At 46.3% G+C, this 23,254-nt stretch carries 3 protein-coding genes; all 3 read right to left on the bottom strand.

The annotated features are described in order from the left end of the window. Positions 1-124 precede the first annotated feature (124 nt). The 3 genes from SGRA_RS23825 to SGRA_RS10110 all read right to left on the bottom strand — a co-directional run bounded on the left by SGRA_RS23825 (position 125) and on the right by SGRA_RS10110 (position 23,151). On the bottom strand, positions 125-20,497 hold the full coding sequence (locus SGRA_RS23825) for a T9SS C-terminal target domain-containing protein (RefSeq protein WP_041329611.1): 20,373 nt from the start codon (positions 20,495-20,497) through the stop codon (positions 125-127). A 268-nt stretch (positions 20,498-20,765) separates the two neighbouring features. Next, positions 20,766-21,131 (bottom strand): hypothetical protein, encoded by a 366-nt coding sequence (locus tag SGRA_RS10120; RefSeq protein ID WP_015692582.1) that lies wholly within the window; start codon positions 21,129-21,131, stop codon positions 20,766-20,768. A 478-nt stretch (positions 21,132-21,609) separates the two neighbouring features. Continuing rightward, positions 21,610-23,151 carry a zinc-dependent metalloprotease gene (locus SGRA_RS10110; protein ID WP_015692580.1) on the bottom strand — a complete coding sequence of 514 codons (1,542 nt, stop codon included), beginning with the start codon at positions 23,149-23,151 and terminating at the stop codon, positions 21,610-21,612. Positions 23,152-23,254: the final 103 nt, after the last annotated feature.

The following is a 23,254-nucleotide window of genomic DNA, read 5'->3' as shown; positions in this document are numbered from 1 at the left end:
GTTCTTATGCAAGAGAATGTTCAGTATTTATAAGAACGCAAATAAACTTTAACTAGTGTATAACAAAGAGATAATATATTAGAAAGAAGGGCCCTTAATTGGGCCCTTTTTCCATATTCAGATATTATCGGAGTAGGGTAACATCACCTTTGCGGACGTTTCCGTCCTCAGCGGTTTTGCCATCTACGGTAGTAAATTCGACATAGTAGACGAATACAGCGGGATCCATAAGTTTACCGCGGAAAGTACCATCCCATCCTGCAGAAGGATCATTGGGAGCGAAGTCAGTAGCTTCGTAAACCAATTCACCCCAGCGGTCGAATACCATAAACTTGTCGATGCGCTCAATATCTACAGATCCGTAGACCGTAAAGACATCATTAGAGCCATCGCCGTTAGGCGTAAAGGCATTCGGTACGAAGATCGAGCGGGCTTCATTAACGGTAATCAGAACAGAAGCGGTATCGTTACAAGGCGTACCTAGATCGAAGGTCAGTTGAGTAGTTTGGGTAAGTTCATCGAGAGTAAGCTCGAAGCAATCACCACCTTGGCAGAGCACATTTTGGTTGCCATCTTGATCAACATAAGACCAGTTGATTAGCGTACTATCGATATTTACAGAGTTCACGCTAGCGTTTACAGTAACCTCTTCACCCATTCGGATAGTTTGGTCACTGAAGGCTTGTACCGTCAACTGAGCGGGTTCGAAGATAGCTAGGCTATCTACCTCGAGCACACAGCCGTTAGAGTCGCGTACAAAGACCGTGTAGACTCCAGCGGTTAGCCCTTGATTAAAGATCACATCAGAAGTGAAAGGACCATTTTCATCTAGGCTAAACTCGTAGTCAGTGCCATTGAAAGGCGTACCACCAGTAATTCCGTTAGAATCGATTTGGATGAGGCCGTCATTGCCAGCGAAACAGCTCACAGAGTCTGTAGTAAATCCGGCAACGATAGGATCGGGTTCATCGACAAATACGGTAGCTACTTCTTGGCAACCTTTAGCATCAGTTACAGTAGCTGTGTAGAAGATATCGCCGTCTAGGTCAGAGAGCGTAGTTGTGGTTGCTCCATTATCCCAGAGAACAGTAAATCCGTCAATGGTATTTCCGCCTGTGGGGTTGATGCTAATGCTAGCGTCGGCAGCGCCGAAGCAGCTTACATTTTGGTCCACAACAGGGTTAATTTCCAGTGTATCGGGTTCTGCGATACCTACAGCGGCAGAAGTATCTGTACAGCCGTTTGCATCGGTAACGATAACAAAGTAAGGTGCGGCTTGGAAGACACTATCAATAAAGTTAGCATCTAGGCCGGTAGCCGTTTGTGTAGTTTGCGTGGCTGCGTTAGCAGACCATTCAAAGCTATAGGGTCCAGTACCACCGGTAGCGATAGCGCTTGCGGTACCATCTTCATCGCCTACACAAGAAACAGGCGTAGTAGTTACATCTACTGTGATTCCGTCAGTTTCCAAGATTTCTACAGAAACGGGAATTTCACAGCTAATAGAGCTAGAGTCGCGGATAACGATTTGGTAAGTTCCACCTGCGAGTCCAGTAAGAACAAGCGGGTTAGTTGTTACGGGCGTAAAGTTAGCGCCTCCATCTAGAGAGTAATCATAGCCGCCGTTTCCACCGAAGAGGTTAAGCGTAAGTTCACCATCATTGATTCCGTTACAAGTAACATGTTGGATATCGAGGATATTGGCCTGCATGGCTGTGGGTTCTGCCACAAATACAGTTTGAACATCAGAACATCCGTTGGCATCAGTTACAGTTACCGTGTAGTTCACATTGCCTTGTAGGTTTCCGATATTGGCTGTTGTTTGACCAATTGGAGACCAGTTATAGACATATCCACCGTTGGGGTAAGGAGTACCACCAGTTACAGTAGTAGTGACCGTACCGTCTTGTAGGCCATTACAGCTTACATCTGTAGCGCTAAGTAGAGCAATAAGTGTATCTGGAGCGGTCAAGTCAACAGTAAGTGTTGAGCTACAGAGGTTATTGTCTACCACTTCGATGGTGTAAGTTCCACCGCCGAGGTTAGCAAAAGTGGGAGAAGACTGAGCGAGACCACCGTTGATATTGTAAAGGTATCCAGCGGCTCCGCCGTTAGCGGCAACAGTGATGCTACCATCAGCAGTGCTTCCACAGTTAGGATCGATAGTGCTAGCAACGACTAGGTCGAGCGGGCTAGGATCGCTAACCACTACAGAGTCGGTTGCAGTACAACCATTGGCATCAGTAATAGTCACATAGTAAGTGTCGGCAGCTAGGCCAGTAATAGTATCGGTGTTAGCGGCATTAGACCAAAGGATGGCATAAGGTGCTTGTCCACCAGAAACGCTTACAGCGGCTTCACCGTCTGCAGCTCCTACACAGCTGATATCAAATCCGCTATAGTTAGAAGTAACAGCGATACCGGTATTGATAGCGCTACCGTCAGTCACCTGAACTTGCGTGCTGTTTGTACAGCCATTAGCGTCGGTAATATTGACAATGTAGCTACCAGGAGTAAGGTTAGAGAAGACTCCAGTAATGTTGGTTGTTCCGTTAAGCTCGTAAGCATAAGGTGCAGTTCCACCAGTTCCTACGGCAGTTACTTCTCCATCGCTTCCGCCGTTACAGCCAGCAGCTACAGCCGTGGCAGTTACAGCAAGAAGAGTAGGTTCAGTAACTACTACAGAAGTAGTATCGAAGCAACCGTTTGCATCAGTTACGGTGACTACATAAGTGCCAGCTCCTAGGCCAGAGACAGCCTGAGTAGTATTGGCAGTAGACCAGAGGAAGCTATAAGGAGCAGTACCGCCAGCAATTGGGCTAGGCACAATTACGCTAGCGTCATCGGCGCCATTACAGCTTACATCTTGACCATTATAGTCAGAAGTAACTACAGCTTGAGGGATCGCCAAAGGAGCAGGATCGTTGAGTGTTACTGTTTCGACGATAGAGCAGCCATTGGCATCGGCAATTGTAATGTTGTAAGTACCTGCATTTAGGTTGGTAAATACGCCATTATTAGTTGCACCAGATCCGATGTCATAAGTATAAGGACCAGTACCTGTAGTAGGATTAGCTTGGATGCTAATTGCACCGTTGTTATCTCCATTACAAGCAGGATCATTTTGTAGAGTTACTGTTGCAGCTAGGGCAACAGGTTCTGTAAGGATTACAGAATCAGTAGCAGAACAGCCATTGATATCTGTAACGACCACCGTGTGAACTACTCCAGCATCTAGGCCAGTAGCTACAGCTGTAGTTTGACCAGAAGGAGACCAGAGGTAAGTAAATGTTCCAGTTCCACCTACGGCAACAGCAGTTGCTTCGCCATCGGCTGCAGCATTACAAGAGATCGTTCCAGTGATGCTAGCATCTACACGGACAGGATCGGGATCATCTAGGAAGATCGTACGAGTACGAGTACAACCTTGAGCATCCATCACCATCACGGTATAATTTCCTTCACAAAGGCCGTTGAAGGCACCTACAGCTTGGAAAGTATTTCCGCCATCGATAGAGAAGCTATAAGGAGCGGTAGCTCCTGTTGCAGAAAGCTGGATTTGACCGTCGCAATCTAGGTTACAGCTGGGGTTGATTGTCGTATCGATGCTCAACACTAGCGGAGTAGGTTCAGAGATCGTTACAGGCAAGCTAGCTTGGCAACCGTTTGCATCTTGAGCTACGATTGTGTAGCTAGAAGCGATAAGGTCGGGGAAGCTAGAGGTTGTGTCAAAGGCACCACCTTGGAAGCTGTAAGTATAAGGAGCGTTTCCGCCTGTAGCTGTAACAGAGACACTACCATCATTGCCACCGGCACAGCTCACATCATTTTCATTGACTAGAACAAGCTGAACTTGAGTGGGTGCATAAACAGTAGCAATTACAGTGTCTTGGCAGCCATTGGCATCTTGAACAATTACAGTATAGTTGATTCCGGCTACAGTACCAGCCAAGTTGTTATAAGTAACTTGGTTTGTAAAGGTATTTCCATTGTCTACAGAGTAGATATAAGGAGCAACACCACCTGTAGCGGCTACAGTGAAGGCGCCATCGGCTTGGCCGAAGCAGCTAGCTTCAGTAGAATCGATGACTGTAATATCAAGTGCGGCAGGGCCAGTGATTGTTACACAAGCAACAGCATCACATAGGTTAGCGTCTGTTACTGTTACACAGTGTGTACCACCAGTTAGGCCAGTTGCGATAGCAGTAGTTTGGCCATTATCCCAGAGGTAAGTATAAGGAGCGGTTCCGCCAGTTACTGATACAGAAGCTTCGCCATCTGCGCTATTTGCGCAGCTAATAGCAGAGCCGTTATTATTTGAGATTACTTGAGTAGTCAAGTTCATAGAAGAACCTTGAGTAATCGTAGTACAAATAATATCAGAGCAACCATTGATATCTGTAACCGTCACGCAGTAAGTACCTACACTTAGGTTAGAGAAGATACCATTTGCTTGAGGACCGTTTCCGATATCGAAGGTATAGTTAGGAGTAGCACCAGAAGCTTGTACTTCAAAAGAGCCTGAAGTTGCTCCGGCACATCCAATATCTACTTGGTTAACTACAGCCAAGTTAAGAAGAGTGGGCTCGCTAAGCGTTACAGAGTCTACAACAGAACAGCCATTTTGATCAGTGATCGTTACATAGGCATTGTTGCAAAGGTTTGTTGCTGTAAAGCTTGTCTGACCATTGCTCCATTGGAAAGTATAAGTACCAGTTCCACCGGCTCCTACAGCTGTAGCGGCACCATCGCAGGCTCCTGCACAGCTAATTTGGTTACCATTATAGTTAGAGGTAACATTGATTGTAGAAGTAAGTGCAGCTGGACCGTTGATTACGAAAGGAACAGTAGTGAAGCAGCCATTTGCATCGCTAACAGTAGCTTCATAGTTTCCTACAGCTAAGTTAGTGAAGGTATTTGCAGCTTGAGGACCATTTCCGATATCGTAAGTATAGTTAGCTGTTCCACCGGTAGCAGTTACAGTAGCTTGACCCGTTGCATCTCCGTTACAGAGAACATCTACAGTAGACTGTAGGCTAGCTACAACAGGAGTAGGATTAGCGATAGTTACAGTAGCTGTAGCTTGACAGCCATTCGCATCCGTAACTTGTACACTATAGTTTGCTCCACCACAAAGGTTCGTGGCTGTTGCAGTAGACTGGTTATTTGCAGACCATACATAAGTGTAGGGTGCTGTTCCGCCAGCAGCAGTAACTGTAGCTTCCCCATCGCAGCTATTGAAGCAGCTAACATCTGCTCCATTATAGTTTGAGGTCACAACTGCAGAAGCAGTAAGTACAGCAGCGGGTTCTGTAATAGTTACAGAAATAGTAGTCGAGCAATAGTTCAAGTCTGTTACTGTTACGCTATAGAAGCCAGCAGGAAGATTATTAAATACATTGCTAGACACTGGTCCATCACCAATATCATAAGTATAACCAGGAGTACCACCAGTAGCGCCGATAGTAAATGCTCCTGAAGAGTCACCTAGACAGCCAACATTAGTTTGGCTAGCTACTGTAGCATTGACTAGGTTAGGTTCTAAGATCTCGATAGAATCGATTTGAGTACATCCGCCAGCATCAGTAACAGAAACGTAGTACATTCCTACATCGAGGCCAGTTTGGCTAGCTGTAGTAGGTCCGTTACTCCATTGAATAGAGTAAGCAGGAACACCGCCTGCTACTGCTACACTAATAGCAGCATCAGCAGCTCCGTTACAAGTAATTTGCTGTCCGTTGTACAAAGTATCATTAACTACAGAAAGGAGTAATGGGTTAGCAGGCTGAGCGATAGTGACACAGGCTGTTGTTGTACATCCATTATCATCTGTAATAGTCACACAGTTGTTACCAGCAAAGAGCTGAGTAGCAGAAACCGTAGTTTCTCCACTAGGCCATAGGTAAGTCAAAGTACCAGTTCCGCCTGTAGCCGTTACTGTAGCAGCACCATCGTTACCGCCATTACAGCTTGCATCGTTGTCAACCACAGCTGTAGCGACGATTTGAGCTGGTGCGCTAAGCGTTACTGTTTGGATATCAGTACAGCCACTAGCATCAGTTACAGTTACACTATAAAGTGTATCTGCGCAGAGGCCAGTTGCAGTAGCTGTCGTTTGGGCTGCAGCATTATCCCATTGGAAGGTATAAGGAGCAGTTCCACCAGCAGCTGTTACATTAGCTTCACCATCACAAGCTGTAGGACAGCTTACTTCAGCACCATTATAGTTTGAAGTAGTATTTACTGTTGCATTTACAGCGATGAGTGGTTGTCCAATAGTTACTGTTTGTGTCGCTTGACATCCATTTTCATCTGTAGCAGTCACTGTATATGAACCTGCAGCGAGAGCAGTGGCAGTAGCTGTAGTTTGTCCAGCAGGATCATTCCATAGGTAGGTGTAAGTACCTGTGGGTACTGTACCATTACTAGCAGTTACCGTTGCTTCTCCATCATTACCACCGTTACAAGTAGCATCTACAGTTGCAACCACGGCAACAGTAACTTGAGTAGGTTCAGTTACAGTAACAGTGGCTGTAGTTTGACAGCCATTTGCATCTGTAACGACAACGTTATATGTACCAGCAGCTACACCAACAACAGTATCTGTAGTTGCGGTATTGCTCCAGTTGTAAGTATAAGGAGCTGTTCCGCCTGTAGTGCTTACAGCGATAGTACCATCCGCACTTCCATTACAGCTAACATCTTCACCGTTGTAGGCAGGATTTGCGACAACAGTAGCAGAAGCGGTAAGCGCAGCTGCGGGTTCAGCAATAGAACCACAGCTTACCGTTTGACAGCCATTTGCATCGGTAATAGTGACACAAACCGGGCCAGCAACTAAGCCAGTAGCTGTAGCTGTAGTTTGGGCGGCAGCATCATCCCATTGATAAGTGTAGGTTCCTGTTCCTCCAGTTGCAGTGACCGTAGCCACTCCATCATTTCCTCCGAAACAAGAAACATCAGAAGTATTAACTGTTCCGACAAGAGCCACTGGTGCAATCAACTGAGCTGTATCTACAGCAACACAACCATTTGCATCTGTTACAGTAACACCGACAATACCAGCGGGTAGTCCAGTTACTGAAGCTGTAGTTGGTGCTCCAGTAGAAGACCATTGGTAAGAATAAGATCCTGTACCACCAACTACATTAACTGTAGCTTCACCATCAGCGAAGGTGTTACAAGAAATCTGAGCTCCATTATAGTTTGAAGTAATTGTAATACTTGCATTCAAAGCATTGCTAGGTGCAGAGATTACTGCAGTAGCTACGCGTTGACAGCCATTTGCATCGGTTACGGTCACATTGTATGTACCCGCAGCTAGGCTATCAGCTGTAGCAGTTGTTTGGTTGCCAGCATTAGCATCCCAGAGGTAGCTATAGTTAGCTGTTCCACCAGTAGCAGTTACTGTTGCAGTACCGTTATTGCCTCCATTACAGCTTGCGTCTGTAGTAGCAGTTACTGTTGCTACTAATTGTGTAGGTTCAGTAATTGTTACACAAACTACATCTGAGCAACCATTTGCATCTGTTACGGTCACACAGAAGTTTCCAGCAGACAATCCAGTAGCAGTAGCTGTAGTTTGACTAGCTGCAGCAGCATCCCAGAGGTAAGTGTAAGGAGCCGTTCCGCCTGTAGCGGCAGCAAGGGCTTCACCATCGTTTCCACCAAAGCAACTAACAGCAGCTACTTCACTAGCTGTAGCTAATACAGAAGAAGCAGGTTCACCAATAATTACACTAGTTTGTGCCGTACAACCATTTGCATCTGTTACAGTAACTGAGTAAGGACTTAGACCAGCGCTCAAGTTTGTCGCTGTAGCAGTTATTTGGTTAGCTGCACTAGCATCCCACTGATAGGTATAACCAGGAGTTCCAGCAGTTCCAGCTACAGTAGCTGTTCCATCAGAACCTCCGTTACAGCTTGCATCTGTAGTAGACACAACAGCCGCATTTACTAGAGTAGGTTCAGTTAGAGTAGTACAAGCTTGTTGCACACAGCCATTTGCATCGGTAGCCGTTACGCAGTAGGCACCATCTGCAAGGTTGGTAATGCTCTGAGTTGTTTGTCCACCCAAATCCCATACATAGCTGTAGGGAGCTACACCACCTGCAGTATTTGCAGTAAGTGATCCATCACTACCTCCATTACAAGAGATATCAGTTACACTCAATGCTAGCGTAAATACTGTGGCAGGTTCTGTAATTGTATAAGATGCAGTTTGAACACAGCCATTTGCATCCGTTACTGTTACCGTATAAAGTCCAGCTGTGAGATTCATCAAATTTGCAGTAAATGCACCATTTGACCAGTTGTAGTTGTAAGGAGTAGCTCCTCCACTTACAGCAAGTGTAATAGATCCTGAAGAATCTCCTCTACAGTCTACATCTACTGTTGTTCCAACAACTGTGATTGCAGCAGGATCTACAACAGTAACTGTTGTTACTGCAGTACAACCATTGGCATCAGTTGTAGTTACGTTATATGCTCCAGCACTTAGGTTAGTTGCTGTTGCCGTCAATTGACTGGCAGCATTACCGTCCCACTCGTAAGTATAAGGGGCAACACCACCGCTTGCTACAACAGATGCACTACCATCGTTACCAGCTACACAGCTTGGAGAGTTGTTAGTTAATTCTGTAAGCTGAACCACTGTTGCAGGTTCAGTAATATTAACACAAACAACAGTCTGACAAGCATTCGCATCAGAAACAGTTACACAGTGTGTTCCTGCGGCTAGAGCAGTTGCGGTAGCTGTCGTTTGTCCGTCAGTCCAAATATAAGTATAAGGTGCAGTTCCACCTGTAGCAGCGGCTGTAGCCTGTCCATTAGCGCCTCCGTTACAAGCTACATCATTATCAACAGTAGCTGTTGCCGTAAGAACTGCAGGAGCAACAACAGTAACAATAGCTGTATCAGTACAGCCATTTGCATCGGTAGCTGTTACCGTGTAAGTACCTGCTGCAACATTTGGAGCGATTGCAGTTGTAGCACCATTAGACCAAGCGAAATTATATGGTCCTGTGCCATCTACTGCTGTAGCTGTAAGCTCTCCATCAGCTGCAGTAGCACAACTCACATCCTGACCATTAAAGTTTGAAGTAATAGATGCTGTAACATCTACCAAACCAGCAGGCTGAGAAACAGTAGCAGAAGCCACAGAAGTACAACCATTTGCATCAACTACAGTCACATCATAAGAACCAGCAGCTAGGCCAGTTGCAGTCGCTGTAGTTTGGCTATTTGCATTAGCATCCCAAATATAAGTGTATGCGGGACCTACAGCATTAGGAGTTCCACCTGTAGCAGTAACTGTAGCTGATCCAGTTGAATCATTCCGACAATCTACATCTACAGTACTACTAATTGTAGCTACAACAAGAGTAGGTTGACTAATAGTTACTGTAGTGACAGCGGTACAGCCATTTGCATCTGTAGCTGTTACTGCATAAGTACCAGCAGACAAATTATTAGCTGTGGCACCAATCTGACCACCTGTAGCCCCATCCCACTGATAAGTGTAGCCGGGGGTACCATCAAGAGCTGCAACAGTTGCAGAACCATTACTACCTCCATTACAAGAAACATCAGTAGTAGACACTACATTTACAGCAACTGAAGAAGCAGGTTCCTCAATAATTACTGTAGCATCCGTTGCACAAAGGTTAGCATCAGTAACAGTCACATTATATACACCTGCAGCCAATCCAGTTGCGACAGCTGTAGTTTGTGTGTTAGACCAGTTATAGCTATAGCTTCCTGTTCCACCAGATCCCATTACAGTGGCAGAACCTGTACTTTGACCTTGACAAAGTACATCTACAGAATCTGTAATTGTCGCTTGGACTGCAGTAGGACCATTTAAGGTTACACAAGAAGTATCGCGGCAACCATTCGCATCTGCTGCAATTACACAATATGTACTTGCAGCTAGACCTGTTGCTGTTTGTGTAGTTTGAGAGTTAATATCCCAAACATAAGTATAGTTTCCTGCTCCTCCACTAGCATTTGCAGTGGCAGAACCATCAGTATCACCAAAACAAGAAACATTAAATCCATTATAATCTGAGACAGCAGTTGCAGTTACAGCAACAGCAGTTGCCGGCTGAGCAATAGTCACACAGTTAGTTGCTGTACAGCCATTGGCATCTGTTACTGTCACACAGTAAGTACCAGCAGCTAGACCAACAATATTCGCTGTTGTCTGAGCCCCTGCAGCAGCATCCCATTGATAACTTAGAGGAGCTATTCCGCCAGATCCCATCACAGTAGCTTCACCAGTAGACTCTCCAAAACAGTTTACATCTACAGTGTTTACCGTAGTAACTACTAAAGGAGTAGGGTTCGTCAATGTAATACAATCACTAACCGTACAGCCTAGACTATCCGTAACAGTAACACAATATGTTCCTGCGCCGAGTCCAGTAAGTGTTGAAGTCACATCTCCTGTTCCCCACTGGTAAGCTAGAGAACCACTACCACCAGAACCTATAGCCTCTACAGAACCATCTGTATTTCCTGCACAGCTAACTGGAGCGAGCTCATTAAGAGTTACGGCTACAGCCTGGGTGGGTTCTGTAATTGTTACGCAAAGACTGTTTTGACAATTATTAGCATCTGTAACTGTTACACAATAAGTGCCAGCAGCCAAAGCTGTTGCGGTTGCTGTATTTTGGTTAGCAGCCGCAGCATCCCATTGGTAAGTATAAGGTGCGGTTCCACCTGTAGTACCAATAGTTGCCTCTCCAGTTGCGTCACCAAAACAGTTCACATTAACTTGACTGTCTACAGTTAGAGCAATTGGAGCAGGCTCTGTAACTGTTACACAGCTTACTGCTGTACAGCCTAAATTGTCAGTTACAGTCACACAATGTGTTCCTGCGGCTAGACCTGTTGCAACTTGAGTTGTCTGACCATTGGTCCAAAGATAGCTCAAAGGTGCTGTTCCACCAGCTCCTGCTGCTGTTGCCTCTCCATCTGCAGAGCCGGCGCAACTAACATCTTGTCCATTATAATTAGACGTTACTGCAGTATTTGCTGTCACGGCGGAAGCCGGCTGATTTACTGTAGCACAAACTGTTGCAGTACAAGAGTTGGCATCCGTCACTGTTACACAGTGTGTTCCTGAAGCTAAGCCTGCATTAACAGTTGTAGTTGTTCCATTATCCCAAAGATAAGTATAAGGTGAAGTTCCACCTGCGGCAGCTACTGTAGCAGCCCCTGTAGACTGACCAAAGCAATTCACATCTACAGTAGATGTAATTGTTGGCGTCAATACAGCAGGGTCATCTACAGTTACGCTAGCTGTTGTTGTACAGCCATTCGCATCTGTTGAGGTTACGGTATATGTACCTGCGCATAGGCCAGTTGCCGTAGCTGTTGTTTGTCCATCACTCCACACATAAGTATAAGGTGAAGTTCCACCAGCTCCTGCTGCTGTTGCACTACCATCACAAGCACCGGCACAGCTAATTTCCTCTCCATTATAGGGAGCAGCCACTGTACCCGCTACGGTATGCGCCGCGCCAGGTTCGTTAATTGTTACACATGAGCTGATTGTACAGCCATTCGCATCGGTTACCGTTACACAGAATGAAGCAGAGGCCGACAAGTTTGTCGCTGTGGCCGTCGTCTGTCCATCATCCCAGAGATAACTATATGCACCCGTACCCCCTACAGCTGTAACTGTTGCTGTTCCGTCTGTTCCTGCATTACAAGATACATCCGTTCCAACACTACTTGCTGTTAATGTCGCGGGATCATCTACAGTTACGCTAGCTGTTGCTGTACAGCCATTCGCATCTGTTGAGGTTACGGTATATGTACCTGCGCATAGGCCAGTTGCCGTAGCTGTTGTTTGTCCATCACTCCACACATAAGTATAAGGTGAAGTTCCACCAGCTCCTGCTGCTGTTGCACTACCATCACAAGCACCGGCACAGCTAATCTCCTCTCCATTATAGGGAGCAGCCACTGTACCCGCTACGGTATGCGCCGCGCCAGGTTCGTTAATTGTTACACATGAGCTGATTGTACAGCCATTCGCATCGGTTACCGTTACACAGAATGAAGCAGAAGCCGACAAGTTTATCGCTGTGGCCGTCGTCTGTCCATCATCCCAGAGATAACTATATGCGCCAGTACCCCCTACAGCTGTAACTGTTGCTGTTCCGTCTGTTCCTGCATTACAAGATACATCCGTTCCAACACTACTTGCTGTTAATGTCGCGGGATCATCTACAGTTACGCTAGCTGTTGCTGTACAGCCATTCGCATCTGTTGAGGTTACGGTATATGTACCTGCACATAGGCTAGTTGCAGTAGCTGTAGTCTGACCATCACTCCATACATAAGTATAAGGTGAAGTTCCACCAGCTCCTGCTGCTGTTGCACTACCATCACAAGCACCGGCACAGCTAATCTCCTCTCCATTATAGGGAGCAGCCACTGTACCCGCTACGGTATGCGCCGCGCCAGGTTCGTTAATTGTTACACATGAGCTGATTGTACAGCCATTCGCATCGGTTACCGTTACACAGAATGAAGCAGAGGCCGACAAGTTTGTCGCTGTGGCCGTCGTCTGTCCATCATCCCAGAGATAACTATATGCGCCCGTACCCCCTACAGCCGTAACTGTTGCTGTTCCGTCTGTTCCTGCATTACAAGACACATCCGTTCCAACACTACTTGCTGTTAATGTCGCGGGATCATCTACAGTTACGCTAGCTGTTGCTGTACAGCCATTCGCATCTGTTGAGGTTACGGTATATGTACCTGCACATAGGCTAGTTGCAGTAGCTGTAGTCTGACCATCACTCCATACATAAGTATAAGGTGAAGTTCCACCAGCTCCTGCTGCTGTTGCACTACCATCACAAGCACCGGCACAGCTAATCTCCTCTCCATTATAGGGAGCAGCCACTGTACCCGCTACGGTATGCGCCGCGCCAGGTTCGTTAATTGTTACACATGAGCTGATTGTACAGCCATTCGCATCGGTTACCGTTACACAGAATGAAGCAGAGGCCGACAAGTTTGTCGCTGTGGCCGTCGTCTGTCCATCATCCCAGAGATAACTATATGCACCCGTACCCCCTACAGCTGTAACTGTTGCTGTTCCGTCTGTTCCTGCATTACAAGATACATCCGTTCCAACACTACTTGCTGTTAATGTCGTGGGATCATCTACAGTTACGCTAGCTGTTGCTGTACAGCCATTCGCATCTGTTGAGGTTACGGTATATGTACCTGCGCATAGGCCAGTTGCAGTAGCTGTTGTTTGTCCATCACTCCATACATAGGTATAAGGTGAAGTTCCTCCAGCTCCTGCTGCTGTTGCACTACCATCACAGGCACCGGCACAGCTAATCTCCTCTCCATTATAGGGAGCAGCCACTGTACCCGCTACGGTATGCGCCGCGCCAGGTTCGTTAATTGTTACACATGAGCTGATTGTACAGCCATTCGCATCGGTTACCGTTACACAGAATGAAGCAGAGGCCGACAAGTTTGTCGCTGTGGCCGTCGTCTGTCCATCATCCCAGAGATAACTATATGCGCCCGTACCCCCTACAGCCGTAACTGTTGCTGTTCCGTCTGTTCCTGCATTACAAGATACATCCGTTCCAACACTACTTGCTGTTAATGTCGCGGGATCATCTACAGTTACGCTAGCTGTTGCTATACAGCCATTCGCATCTGTTGAGGTTACGGTATATGTACCTGCACATAGGCTAGTTGCAGTAGCTGTAGTCTGACCATCACTCCATACATAAGTATAAGGTGAAGTTCCACCAGCTCCTGCTGCTGTTGCACTACCATCACAAGCGCCGGCACAGCTAATCTCCTCTCCATTATATGGAGCGGCTACTGTACCCGCTACGGTATGCGCCGCGCCAGGTTCGTTAATTGTTACACATGAGCTGATTGTACAGCCATTCGCATCGGTTACCGTTACACAGAATGAAGCAGAGGCCGACAAGTTTGTTGCCGTGGCCGTCGTCTGTCCATCATCCCAGAGATAACTATATGCGCCCGTACCCCCTACAGCCGTAACTGTTGCTGTTCCGTCTGTTCCTGCATTACAAGATACATCCGTTCCAACACTACTTGCTGTTAATGTCGCGGGATCATCTACAGTTACGCTAGCTGTTGCTGTACAGCCATTCGCATCTGTTGAGGTTACGGTATATGTACCTGCGCATAGGCCAGTTGCAGTAGCTGTTGTTTGTCCATCACTCCATACATAGGTATAAGGTGAAGTTCCTCCAGCTCCTGCTGCTGTTGCACTACCATCACAAGCACCGGCACAGCTAATTTCCTCTCCATTATAGGGAGCAGCTACTGTACCCGCTACGGTATGCGCCGCGCCAGGTTCGTTAATTGTTACACATGAGCTGATTGTACAGCCATTCGCATCGGTTACCGTTACACAGAATGAGGCAGAGGCCGACAAGTTTGTCGCTGTGGCCGTCGTCTGTCCATCATCCCAAAGATAACTATATGCGCCCGTACCCCCTACAGCTGTAACTGTTGCTGTTCCGTCTGTTCCTGCATTACAAGATACATCCGTTCCGGCACTACTTGCCGTTAATGCGGGTGGATCATTGACTACTACAGTTGCGGTAGCAGTACAGCTATTCGCATCTGTTGAGGTTACGGTATAAGTACCTGCACATAAACCTGTGGCTATAGCCGTCGTCTGTCCATCACTCCATACGTAAGTATAAGGTGAAGTTCCGCCAGATCCAACTGCCGTAGCACTACCATCACATGCGCCGGCACAGCTAATTTGTTGACCATTGTATGGTGCGCTTACTGCAGCATTGACAGTATGTGCAGCTCCTGGTTCATTAACAGGCACACAGGCACTAACTGTACAACCATTCGCATCCGTTACTGTCACACAGAAAGATGCAGAAGCTGACAAGCTTGTTGCAGTAGCTGTTGTTTGTCCATCATCCCAGAGATAAGTATATGCACCTGTACCTCCAGAAATAGAAGCAGTGGCAGTTCCATCAGTACCAGCATTACAAGATACATCCGTAGAGCTCATAGCTGCTGTTAAAGCGGCTGGATCAGAAACAGTGACAACTACAGTAGCTGTACAGCCATTAGCATCCGTTGAAGTAACATTATAAGTTCCTGCACATAGAGCAGTTGCTGTAGCTGTAGTCTGACCATCACTCCATACATAAGTATAAGGTGCTGTTCCACCAGCTCCTGCTGCTGTTGCACTACCATCACAAGCGCCAACACAACTAATTTGTTGACCATTGTAAGGTGTAGCTACCGATGCGCTGACTGTATGTACAATAGGTTCGCTAATAAGTACACAAGAAGATGAGGTACATCCATTGGCATCTGTAATAGTTACACATTGACTACCTGCAGGAAGAACTGTTGCCGAAGCGGTTGTTTCTCCATTAGCCCATAGGTAAGTGTAAGGGGCAGTTCCACCTGTTGCTGTTGCTGTTGCAGCACCATCATTACCGCCATTACAGCTAACATCCTGATCCAAAGCAGTTGAACTACTTAGTAGTGCAGGCTCATTGATTACAATATTAGTTACTGCAGAACAACCTGGAGTTGTATTGATATCAGTAACTGTAATGTCATAAGTTCCTGCGGGTAGGTTAGCAAAAGTTACAGGTGTAGCCAATGCGCCAGCAGCCTGAGTATCAATTGCTGAGATAGGACCAGAAATGGCTACTTCGTAAGGACCAACACCATCTGTTGCTCCAGCGCGAATTACAGCCGTACTATCTCCATTACATAGAATTTGTGCTGTTTGTACAACCTGAGGAGTAACAGGGTACTTGACCGGCATATCTACAGTCAAAGTTGCTGTACAAGCGTTTTCATCAGTAGCTGTTACAGTATAAGAAGTAGCAGGTCCTCCGGTTAATCCTGTTACCAAAGCTGTTGTTTGGGCAGTTCCAGACCAACTATAAGTATAAAGACCAGTACCTCCTTGCGCCTCTACTTCAATTACTCCATCCGCATCATAGCTACAGTCTACAGTATCTACTTGGATCAAGTTAATTACTAAAGGATCAGGCTCTCCTACTGTTACACAGGTAGAAGAAGAACAGCCATTATCATCAGTTACAGTAACACAGTAGACACCTGAGGCCAGACCACTTTGTTCTGTTGTCAAAACGTTGTTTTCTACAAAACCATTATCCCATACGTAATCATACGGAGCAGTTCCATCAATAGTAGCCACACGAACAAATCCATCGGTACCAGCTGCACAACTAACATCTGCCAAAGAGTCTAATTGGGCACTAGGTTGAGTTGGACCAGCAAAAACAAAAATAGTTTCAACAGTATCACAACCAGTATTTGCATCTGTAATTGTTACTGTATAACCAGCTACAGGAAGACCACTAATAGTAGAACTAGCAACAGCTGTCTCCACTACACCATTAGACCAGTTGAAGTCATAACTTCCAGAGCCATTCAAAGGAGCAGCAGTAGCTGTACCATCATTACCACAAATAGTAGTTGTTGAGCTGAGATTAGGATCAAGGTCAGGATATACATTAACATCAAAAGAAACAGAAGAAGGACAAGACAAACGGGTCTGACCGTTAGTTACTGTTACAGAGTAAATAGTAGCAATATAAGTTGTACTATCATTAGGGGTAACATCTACAGTACTCTGAGAAGTTACGGTCAAGTTTCCTACTGTAGGAGACCAAATAACAGAATCTGTTGGGCTCAAGCCATTCAAGGTCAAAGTAGACGTTTCTCCTTTACAAATATCATTAACAGGATTTGCAGCTGTTGCTGTAGGTACAGGATCAACATACAAATAAGCGGTATCCAAAGGAGAGTCTCCACAACAGTCAGTAATGAGCTGCAATTCTACAACATAGAAGCCAGCTACATTAAACTGTGCGTTAGGCGTACACTGAACATCAACAGGGTTAGGAATAGCCCCACTAAAGTTCCAAATAATAGAGTCCGCATAAATATCACTACAGAAACTAGCTGTTTCTCCTACACAAAGCTGGAAAGTATCATTTCCAATCAAATTCGCTGTACTTGAAATAGTAGGTTGATAAGCCCCATCAAAGGCAATATTATGGAAGTCGGTATAATTAAAGCCTGAATGAGCAATAGTATAACGTCCAACACTATCATATTGAGTGGTATCAGGGTTGTGAATACCATTAGTAGGATTAGCTAGGTTGCCAATCACATCAAAGTCCCAATCTGTAATATTGAAACCCGCACCAGGGTTACCAACAGGCAAGCCAGTATCTTCAAAACGAACGGTTGCTTTCGTACAGTTTACATTTTCTACAATGATGACTGGCTCTACAGTAAAGTCATAAAGAGAGTCAGCATTAACTAGTGGTTGTGAAGCTACAGCAGAAGATACCATAACATTTACTGAGTAACCTGCAGTACCATTACCACCACGGCCACCAGCGCCACCATCACCACCACGGCCACCAGCGCCACCTTGGCTTACTCCGCCACCAGATAGTCCGCCAGCACCGCCAGCGCCACCAGTTCCACCAGCGCCACCAAATCCACCAGTACCTCCTACACCTGCAGTAGATGTAGTGATATTACAATCTTGAATATTACCATTGGCTCCGTTGCTATAGATGTAGACCCCAAAAGATCCACCACCACCATAGGCACCAAAACCACCAATACCGCCAGAGGCACCGCCGCCACCGCCGCCGCCACCGCCACCGGTGTTAGGCGCTGCAGCATAGGCTCCTCCACCACCACAACCACCAGTTCCACCAATACCGTTTTGGCCTTGGAGAGCTTGTGTGCCAGGGAAGAAAAATGCCAAAGCAGTAGGAGCAGGACCAACAGGCGCATTTGCACCGTTTGCTCCAGAAGTACCCACAGTACCATTTGCTCCATTCGGAGAACCAGGCGTACCAGCAGCAGCACCGCCGCCAAGTCCAGTTGCTCCAGTAGGACAAGGAACAGAAGTTACACTTCCGCCCAAACCATTTACATCAGGTGGAATACCGCCAGATCCAGCACCACCACCATCTTGAGCACCAACAGCAGAAGGCGAATGCACATTACCGGCTCCACCGCCGCCACCGCCGCCACCAGAAGAACTAGCAACAGACGCACTATCTCCACCATCACCAGGCAAAGGAATACCAGTATTGCCACCAGAAGCTCCAGAGCCCCCGTTACCAAAACCAGAAAGTCCTCCTCCAGAGCCACCATTGCCACCGCCGGCATAGGTGTCTAGAATACCTGCTGAACCAGCAGCGCCATCTCCACCAGGGTCACCGTCAAACCCAATAGAACCAGCAGTTCCATCAGCGCCATCTCCAGCAGCACCAGCAGAAATTGAACAGCGTACAATATTATAGTCAGAACAGCCTGTCAAACGAAGACCATAAGTAGACATACCCAAAGAGTCTGCATCATCGGTGGTAATCGTCAAATCTTGCAAACGGAATCCCTGCGCATTCGAGGCATTCATCGCAATGAGTTGATAAGCATTTGCAAAACCCAAGGGGTTTGCATTGGTTCTGTTAATTACAGTCTGTGCCACATCAGATGTTTTCTCCCACAAGTTAGTAGGATCAAATCCACCCTCAATAGTCAAAAAGCTTGTGATGTTTAAGGTGGTGTCAATATTATACACCCCTTGGGCCATCTTAATTACTGTATTGTTACAAGACGAACGCGCAATCGCCGTCTCAATCGTCGTAGGATCAAACTGTGTACCCGCACCAGTAGCGCTAGCCGTGGGCGATACATAAATATTGATACACTCTACAGGTCCACGGGGTGGCCCAATTACCAAACAGGCTTGTTCCGTAGTTGTACAACCCGTAACTGGGTCACTCACCACAACATCATAACAAATTGTAGAGTCCGTAACATTAGGCAAGGTAATATCAATAGAAGACTGCGCCCCAGTTACACTACCCGCTCCCATAGAAGCTCCAGTAGGATCAAACCACTCAAAGGTATAACCCGCACGATCTGCAGCGCCCACCAAGGTCACCACAGCTCCTGCACAAGCATTTACCCCATTAGGCGTTACCGCCACCATAGGATCCTCTTGCACATTAACCACAACAAAATCACTAGTCGTACAACCATCAGAATAATAAATGGTCGTCTGATATATAGTAGTAATAGCAGGCGTAGCAATAACATTTGCCCCCTGATTCGTATTTAAGCCTGTATTCGGCGACCATACAATACTATCAATTACTGTAGGCGCTGTAGGCGCATTAGCTACCGCTTGCAAAGGCACCGACTCTCCCGCACAAATAGTCGTATCAGGCAATGCTGTTACCACAGGGTTGGGGTTGGCAATTACATTTACTGTATAAGTAAATGTATTGGCCCCCAATAAAGGACAGTCATCATCTTGTACCGTTACCGTAAAGGTATGTTGTCCAACATCAGCAACTGTAGGGTTCCAACAAAATTGACCCAAAACAGAATCACCGCTGATCTGCGTGGTCGTAAAGGTAGCGCCAGGAATAGCACCATTCCAATACATCAATACATTGTTGCCATCAGGATCAGACCCCAAAACATCAAAACACAAAGCATTACCAAAACAAGAGGTAATCTCATAGTCAATCACACCATTCCCCGTAGCTAGGTCAATCCCGGTAGCCGCCGGCAAGGTGTTCGAACAATTCAATACCGTAAACTGAAGGTCACGAACCGTTTCCCCAATCTTTACACCGCCTCGATACTCCTCTACCAAAACACAAAGTACACCTACTTGCTGTGTGGTAGGTGTAAAGGCTATAGCCCCCGTGTTCGGGTCAATGTTGATCCCCGTAGAAGAAGATAAGGGAGTCGTTCCCCCAAATCCACCAGAGTATTCTACCGGATTATTTCTGGCCTCCTCGCAATCAATCAAGGAGTAAACCAAAGAATCCCCATCAGGGTCATAGCCCCCATGGTTATAAAATACCGGCTGGTTCCGACAAAGAAAAGCCGTCGGTATGTTCAAAAATTGTGGCGAATTATCACATGGCGATAAGGTGTTGTCCATATGCGCCTCAATATATAAAGATTCTCCACCTCCATTGGTTAAGGTCGTGATCGCCCTATTTCGACAACACAACTGATAGGAAATCCGATAATCACTACATCCCGCAGGCAAAGTAATCACTCGCTCGTATAAAAAAGATTCTACCCCATAAGCCCCATTACCGCTACATGCAGTAGGCTCAGTGGGACACAATGGCGTAATATCCTGTGGGTAACCTGTCACCCGATTCAGCGTATAACTGCTGTTCAATCCACAGCCGTTAATCGTAATCCGGGCCGTTGTTCCCAAATTTACTCCATTACAATCTCGATACAGATTCAAGCGAAACCGATACTGGTTCGGCCCCACACATTCCCAAGCCAAATCCGCCCCCATAACGTGGGTCGCTTTGGCCTCCTGCTGAAATGCGAAACTCAGCAATACCACTAGGGCAAGCTGACTGCAGGCAACTAATAGTTGTCTTAATCGATACATAGGGTTCTCTAATTTTGCGGTCGTATAGAATGATGTTGTTGCGGTAGTCCTACTATCCATCTAGTTCGATGTCTATTTAAGTTCTAGCCCTCTCAGGCCTATTATCTTGCAAAAATAACAGTTTGTTGCAGAGATTTTCTGCTTTCACCTCCCCAAAACGTTAATTTTTAAGGCTCAAGTATAAAAATTTGCTAAAATTATTCAAATTTCTTCTAGCGCATACAACTTTCAAGCCTTTTCTTCTCTCCTCTACCCAACCTCCTCTTTTCTAATTCTCGTTTTTTACCAGGCTGTAAGGCAAAAAAACCAATTCGGTCTGCTCCAAACTCATCATCAAAACGCAGAAGTGCCCGCCTTTGTGATTGTATAAGGCCCGAAAATTATCAATTTTTTCCGCCTCAATAATCCCCTTTGTATACAACTCCTCTAAGGTGGTGGCCCCATGCTGCCATGCGCCCCCTGCCAATTCTCCCAAATAAATTCCCAAATTTGGCCGAGCCGAACCCGTATACATCCATAAAATAGGGTAATTAGATACGCCCTCCTCCTTAATAGTCTCTACCACCTTCAGTAAAGCAGCTTTCTGCTCTACCACGATCTGCTGCAATTCCAATAATTGACTCTCTTTTTGCATCTCTTTCTTTTTAAATTTGGCGCAAAAATACAACTTTCTGGCCGTCTCCCCCCTCCCCTACCCTATTTATCTGCAACTCTTTCCTTTTTTGGGGCTTGCCCGCCCTGCAGGCGGGCCGGGCTGTGTCAGGGCTCGCAGGTCTGCTCGGCCCTTCGCAAAAAAACAAGTTTTTTGCTCGGTCTGCGGCTGCGCCGCCCCCTTTTCCATCCCTAAGCCGGCGGCTTCGCCGCCTCTACATCCAAATTGGACCAAAAGGCTGAAAACAACCGCCCAACCTAATATCAACCGATGAGCGGCCTAGCGATGTGCAGCAGTGGCCGAAGGCCAGACCAAGCCGCTTTCAGCGGCGAAGGGCCGAGCGAATAGCGAGCTGCGAAACGTAGCGCCGCAAGGCGAAGCCGCAGCGGAGGCCCCAAAACATAAAAAAGGACAGCCTCTCAAAAAAAGACTGTCCCTCTATATATTATATATAAGCGAATTAGCGCTGAATTACTAATTTCTGCTGCAAGTTGCCATAGGGCGTATTCAAGACCACCATATAAACCCCATTGCTCAACTGCCCAACTTCTAGAAGCTGCGCATTGTCGCCAGCAAAAAACTGAATCTTATCTAGACCCGCTACTTTGCGGCCATCCAAACTATATACCTCTAGGCTAGCAATCAAGTCCTTGGGCAAATTGATGAGCAATTCTGCCGTAGACCCCGCCAAAGGGTTTTGCATCAAGCGCATTTCAGACATGCTGCTAAACTCCTCGCCAATGACAGAAGAAGTAGGGGCCGTCGTGCTAAAGCTCTGCGCAGGAGAAGTGGCGCCACAAGTATTCAACTGATTGAGCGGACGAACGGTCCAGCTATACTGACGAGGGTAACCCAACTCAGCCTGCGGGATAGTTGCTGTGGTTGTTCCATAAACAATTTTCTCCGTAACCGTCTCAATAGGAATTCCACCAAAAGTGCGCTCAATCTTAATATAGTAGGCCGTAGCATTGCTCACTGCGGTCCATTCTAAAGTGATATCGCCATTTAGCTCTACACTTCCGCCATTAGTAGGCGCTACAGCTGTAATTCCTGCACCAGAAACTACGGCATTGGGCGTGGGCGCAGAAAAAGAGTTCCAACGGCTCAAAATATCAGCCGCCATAGCCGACTTTTGCTCCGCCGTAAATGAATCGACACAAGCATCGGCATAATAAGACATAAAGTTAGACTCCATAGGGTCTACAGCCACCCCTAAAGGATCTTTTACGCCCCCAGTATAGGGACAATTATCGCGGAAAGAGACATAATCTGCAGGCGTATCGCAAAAGCCATCCGCTGCAGAAGCACAGTTGGCGCTCCCCCCAGTACGAACAACACGCTCTACTGCATATCCGTTAATCAAGTTAGGCGCATTGCCTGGCTCATAGGCGGTCACATCGGCACCCTCCCAACCATAAAAGGTGTGGTTCAGCGTAAAGAAGTGGCCCACCTCATGCGTTCCTGTGCTAGAGGTTCCATTGGCCATTTGGTTCAAGACAAAAATAAAGTCGCCTGAAGGCGTATAATAAGAAGCCACTTGGTTGTTCACCGAAGCACTCATAAAGATATTGATCGCTCCAGCCGACTTATTATTAAACATGATGTTTTGCGAGCCAAAAGAGCCCCCATCATTATAGACGGTGTTATTATTAAAGTAATTGACCGAATTACTCACGCCCTGCATATAAAACTGCACATCCTGAGAGCGATAGTCATTATTCATATCGCAAAGCATAGCAAATACATTGCTCAATGATACTGTATTCTCACCATTGGCATCGCCTACTATATGAAACTTTACAGGGATATATTTAATATTTCGGCTCTGCTGAAAAGCAGCTATTTCTGCAGGATCCACCAAGCGGCGGTTTTCCATTAGACGTTGCTTAATAAGCTGACCATCGGCAAAACTGACACCGCAATCTGCATTTAGCTGCTGGGCCTGAAGACTAAGGCTTGACCAACCCAATAGGGCAGCTCCGATTAGTGCTTTTATTTTCATAAAAATTTGTATTATAGTTAGTTAATCCCTTTATTGATAGGCTATTCTTCCAAAGATAAATAATTATATCTTGCTAAATGGCCTAAGTGACAGTATTTTTTAG

It is taken from the genome of Saprospira grandis str. Lewin (assembly GCF_000250635.1).
Classification (GTDB): domain Bacteria; phylum Bacteroidota; class Bacteroidia; order Chitinophagales; family Saprospiraceae; genus Saprospira; species Saprospira grandis.
This window is presented reverse-complemented; position numbering and strand designations above follow the sequence as displayed.

Coding starts and splice junctions, on each gene's coding strand:
- SGRA_RS23825 (WP_041329611.1), bottom strand. CDS start 20,497: ATGTATCGATTAAGACAACTATTAGTTGCCTGCAGTCAGCTTGCCCTA.
- SGRA_RS10120 (WP_015692582.1), bottom strand. CDS start 21,131: ATGCAAAAAGAGAGTCAATTATTGGAATTGCAGCAGATCGTGGTAGAG.
- SGRA_RS10110 (WP_015692580.1), bottom strand. CDS start 23,151: ATGAAAATAAAAGCACTAATCGGAGCTGCCCTATTGGGTTGGTCAAGC.